Origin of the sequence: Aquisalimonas sp. (genome assembly GCF_007120195.1) — a bacterium.
Classification (GTDB): domain Bacteria; phylum Pseudomonadota; class Gammaproteobacteria; order Nitrococcales; family Aquisalimonadaceae; genus Aquisalimonas.
On the sequence record NZ_SKOG01000234.1, the window covers coordinates 1 to 3,973 of the forward strand.

Annotated in this window: 2 protein-coding genes and 1 pseudogene; 1 reads left to right on the forward strand and 2 read right to left on the reverse strand. The window is 61.5% G+C overall.

Annotated features, from left to right (window positions below):
* Positions 1–97, reverse strand: a pseudogene (locus tag QZT63_RS16560) (IS5/IS1182 family transposase); the annotation flags it as partial.
* A 2,022-nt stretch (positions 98–2,119) separates the two neighbouring features.
* Positions 2,120–2,896, reverse strand: coding sequence for an IclR family transcriptional regulator (locus tag QZT63_RS16565; protein WP_290652627.1), 777 nt, complete (start codon positions 2,894–2,896; stop codon positions 2,120–2,122).
* A 165-nt stretch (positions 2,897–3,061) separates the two neighbouring features.
* Between QZT63_RS16565 and QZT63_RS16570 the strand changes: the two genes are divergently transcribed.
* Positions 3,062–3,973: aldehyde dehydrogenase family protein (locus QZT63_RS16570; protein WP_290652629.1), on the forward strand; the 912-nt coding region annotated here is incomplete at its 3' end.

A 3,973-nucleotide genomic window follows, 5' to 3' on the forward strand; every position in this document is an offset into this window, starting at 1 on the left:
CATAGGCCCGCGCCACCGCCTCCAGCAGGCGGTCCCAGATCCCGGCGCGTCGCCAGCGCACGAACCGGTTGTAGCAGGTGGTGTGAGGGCCCACCTGGAAAACGCCGGACAGATTGTCGTTGCTCGAACCCGGCAGCCCGATGCCCGCAAGTGCCTGTGCGTTCGCCTGGCTCTGCTCGACCATGACGAAATTGTCCTCGCCGAGCTGGACGGTCGACGACACGTTCTGGCCGGACGATCCAGGCTGGTTAGGCAATCCGCTGCCGATTGGAGCAACTAGCCCCGGACTGCCCGCACTTTGCTCTTGCACAATAATTGCAGCATTCCCCTCGCCGACCTGAAACGTGTCAGACTGGTTGAGGCCCGATGAATTGGTCGCCTGGCTCTGGGACACTAGGGCGAAGTTGGCGTTTTCGACATCTACCCCGATCTGAAATACCTCGGAGATATTGTCTCCGCTTGAACCAGGTTGGGCCCGATCGCCAAAACCAAAGAAGGTCGGTCCCGCCGGCGTTCCGGACCCCTGCTCCTGGATCACTATGGCGGCGTTGCCACCGCCGAGCTGCAGGATGTTCGACTCGTTGAGTCCGATGGAACCTGCGGCCTGGCTCTGCGATACCCCGGCAAAGTTGCCGGCGCCGAGCTGCACAATTTCAGACGTGTTGAGCCCGGTGGACGGATCCACGTCCTCGCTCACCGCCTGCGATTGGCCAACGACCGCCGCATTGCCGACGCCCGCCTGGAAGATTGTCGACTGATTGTCGCCAAGCACGTCCCCGTCTGTGATATTCGGCTGAGTCTGACCAACGACCGCGGCGTTCAGGCCACCCACCTGCAAGATCTCAGAGTTGTTCGTGCCTTCGCGCGCGTTCTGCCCCATATATTGTGAGACAGCGGCAAAATTCCCGACCCCGAGCTGCAGAATGTCGGAGTTGTTCTCCTCAAATCCCCGATGCATCGTCTGCTCAACCAGGGCCTGATTCATCGCACCGAACTGAACGATGCCAGAAATGTTTCCAGCTGTAGCACCGGCATTACTGGGCGCGTCAGCAGGCCCCTGCGTCACCATCGCAAGGTTTGATACACCGAGTTGCGTAATCTCCGAAAAGTTGTCGTGACGACTCGAGTTGCCCTGCGTTTGCGAAACCCCCGCGATATTCCCAATCCCCAGCTGGAGGATCTGTGAGTAGTTGTCGCCGCTCGAACCCTCGATACCAGGAGCTTCGCCCTGCGCCTGCACAGCGGCGGCCCAGTTCAGCGCCCCGAATTGACCGATAAAAGATGTGTTGTCTCCGTCCGACCCTCCCTCGGCCGCCCCTCCGGCGGTCTGTGTCTGCGTAGCAATCGCTGTGTTAAAGGCTCCGAGCTGCGTGATCGACGCGTAGTTATCGCCTGTCGAGAATCCCGCCTGGACCTGGTCCAGCGACGCGGTTTGGCCGATCCCTGCCTGGAACCAGTCGAATTCGTTCTGGCCCTGCGCTACCGCCAAGGCAGTGCTCGCTAACAGCGCTGCCGTCGTAGCCGCTAATGTTCTATTCATTTTCCACTCCTTTTGATTTTTGAGGATATTGCCCCCGATGCCCTCACGGAATGGGATCGGCACTTGGCAGAAATACTGACGAGCAGCATGAAAATGTTGGAGATTCGCTCTGTATACAACCGCATTAATTGCCGCCAATAAGTAGTGCGACCTTTGGGTTGCCACATACATGAAGGCGAGTGGGACAGTCATGTCCAACCCGCCTTGAGAAGCAGTCATTTGATCAAGGATATAGAGTTTGCGATGCGCCGGCCCGGAGCGGTCGATCCTACTCGCCGGGGCGCAGAGCCAGTTCACATCTCATCGCGTCCGCCACAGACCCGGCAGTATTGCGTCGCCTGTCGGACATCGCCGCAGGGTGGGCATCGGTGGCGCTGAGGAACTTCTGGTTTCAGTTTCGATCTGGAATGGGAAACATTTCCGCAGGCAAACCATGAACCAACCCAGTCATACTCTTGGCGTTGGCGAGAGCCGGCGTTTCCAGCCATTCCCGACCTCTCGTGCGGATCAGCTGACCGACGAATCTGGCAGCAGCGGGAGCCCCGCTGGACTCACCGCGTGGTATGCGTGCAGTTCGGATTATTCAGCGGTGGCGCCCAATTGGCGGGACAGCCGACGTGACGCGGCAACTACGTCATCCTTGAGCTGTTTCAGCTTCCCGGGCGTGTAGCGGGACGCCGGGCCAGACAGGCTGATCCCGCCGCGCACGACTCCCCCTTCTTCAAAAACAGGAACCGCAACGCACCGCATGTCCGGTGCGAATTCCAGCTCGTCATAGGCGTATCCTGCGATCCGCACACTCTCAAGCTCGGCGCGCAGGCGCGCAGGATCCGTGATGGTGTTCGGCCCCATCTGCGGCAGGCCGGCGGCGATCACCTCCTCGACCAGTCGGGCATCCTGATAGGCAAGAAGCGCCTTGCCGATGGAGCTGCAGTGGAGCGGTGCGCGATCACCGATCTGGAAGTCCACCGTAACAAGCTGAGTTCCCTTTGCGCGGAGTACTAGAACCGCCGCATCTCGATCGAGAACCGAGTAGTGCGCCGTCTCCTGGGTTTCGGCGGAAATCTCATGAAGGCAGGACAGGATTAGCTCGTTGCGCTCGTCGCGGGCGAGGAGCGATCGGCCAAGCGTCAGCACCTTGTAACCGAGCCGATAGCCGCCCGTGCGCGCATCTCGGGCGACGTAGCCGGCGTCCATCAGTGTCATCAGCATCCGATAGGCCGTGCTGCGATCGGCACCCAGTGCCTCGGCCACATTGACTACCGACTGCGGCCCGTTGGCCTCGCCCAGTACCTCCAGAACCTTCAGCGCCCGAAGCGCGGTTGCGCTCCTATTGGTTTCTACTCTCGTGTCCAAGTTGGGGCCTCCGCTACGTTGTGCAATATTTGTATATTAGTTTCCGCCGGATGAGAATAGTGCGACAATCGTTGACTTGATGCACATACTGCATAAGCTGGGTGGCGCAACGGGGGGCAGAGGCGGACATGGCTTCTGGAGAGGCGAAGGGCGATGCAGGCGCAAATGCTGATCGACGGCGAATGGGTTTCCGCAACCGATGGGGCCAGCGACCCGGTCCTCAGCATGGCCACCCACGAGATCATCGACGTCGTGCCTCACGCCAGCGAGCAAGATATCGCCCGTGCCGTCGAAGCCGCCCAATCCGGTAAGCGACGCATCGCCGCCATGCCCTCGCATGAACGGGCGGCGGTCCTCATGCGCACGGCCGCTGCGATGGAGGCGCGGCATGGCGAGCTTGCGCGTTTGCTTGCCCGGGAGAATGGACGGACGCTGAGGGAGGTGCGTGGCGAGATCGACGCTGCCATACGCATCTTTCGCGGCTATGCCGAGGAGGCCAAGCGCCTGTTTGGTCGCGTTACCCCGCTCGATTCGATACCAGGGCACGCGGGGTCTCTGGCTCTCACCATGCGCCAGCCGCGCGGAGTCGTCGCCGCCATCGTGCCGTTCAACTACCCGGCGGAGCTGTGGTCCCACAAGGCGGCCGGCGCCTTGGCCGCTGGCAACGCGGTGATCACCAAACCGCCCGAGGACTGCCCGCTCACACTCATCAGGATAGCCCGGCTTATGGAAGAGGCTGGTCTGCCGGCCGCCGCCCATCAGGTGATCACCGGCCCCGGTGAGACCGTCGGCGCGGCGCTGGTACGCGCCGAGGGCATCGACATGGTGGCAATGACCGGCTCCACTGATGCGGGTCGCCATATCCTGCGTAGCGCGACCAAAACGATGAAGAAGGTCCACCTGGAGCTGGGCGGCAACGACGCCACTATCATTTGCGAGGATGCCGACCCCGAGAACGCCGCGGCGGCGCTGATCGCCGGTCGGTTCACCAGCGGCAACGGCCAGATATGCTGCGCCGTGAAGCGTGTGTTGATTGACCGTAAGATCTTTGACGCCGTGCAAGATGCGCTGGTTGCG